The sequence below is a fragment of the Tepidibacter mesophilus genome, from assembly GCF_002724055.1.
Lineage (GTDB): Bacteria > Bacillota > Clostridia > Peptostreptococcales > Peptostreptococcaceae > Tepidibacter_A > Tepidibacter_A mesophilus.
Map to the genome: position 1 here is coordinate 1 of NZ_BDQY01000075.1, position 465 is coordinate 465.

At 48.6% G+C, this 465-nt stretch carries 4 tRNA genes; all 4 read right to left on the reverse strand.

Annotation, left to right across the window (positions count from 1 at the left end):
- Window positions 1–2: 2 nt before the first annotated feature.
- A tRNA-Ser gene (locus Tmeso_RS15935) sits at window positions 3–91 on the reverse strand.
- Between the two features lie 9 nt (window positions 92–100).
- A tRNA-Lys gene (locus Tmeso_RS15940) sits at window positions 101–176 on the reverse strand.
- 129 nt (window positions 177–305) lie between these two features.
- A tRNA-Gln gene (locus Tmeso_RS15945) sits at window positions 306–381 on the reverse strand.
- A gap of 3 nt (window positions 382–384) precedes the next feature.
- A tRNA-Arg gene (locus tag Tmeso_RS15950) sits at window positions 385–461 on the reverse strand.
- Window positions 462–465: the final 4 nt, after the last annotated feature.

The following is a 465-nucleotide window of genomic DNA, read 5'->3' on the forward strand; positions in this document are numbered from 1 at the left end:
TTTGGCGGAGGAGGTGGGATTCGAACCCACGGTCCCTTTCGGAATCACTGGTTTTCAAGACCAGCTCCTTAAGCCACTCGGACACCCCTCCGTATTTCTTTGGTGACCCATCCGCGACTCGAACGCGGGACACCCTGATTAAAAGTCAGGTGCTCTACCGACTGAGCTAATGGGTCATACTATTATTCAATTTATCTTATTCATTAGTCTAGTCTTAATACTTAACGTACCACTAAGTGATTCACACGAAATTAGAAATTCCGGTTCTCTACTTATACCGACTGAGCTAATGGGTCAGATTAAATTGGCTGGGGATGCTGGACTCGAACCAACGCATGCAGGAATCAAAATCCTGAGCCTTACCGACTTGGCGAATCCCCAGTATGGCGTGCCTGCAGGGATTCGAACCCCGGACACGTGGCTTAGAAGGCCACTGCTCTATCCAACTGAGCTACAGGCACATAT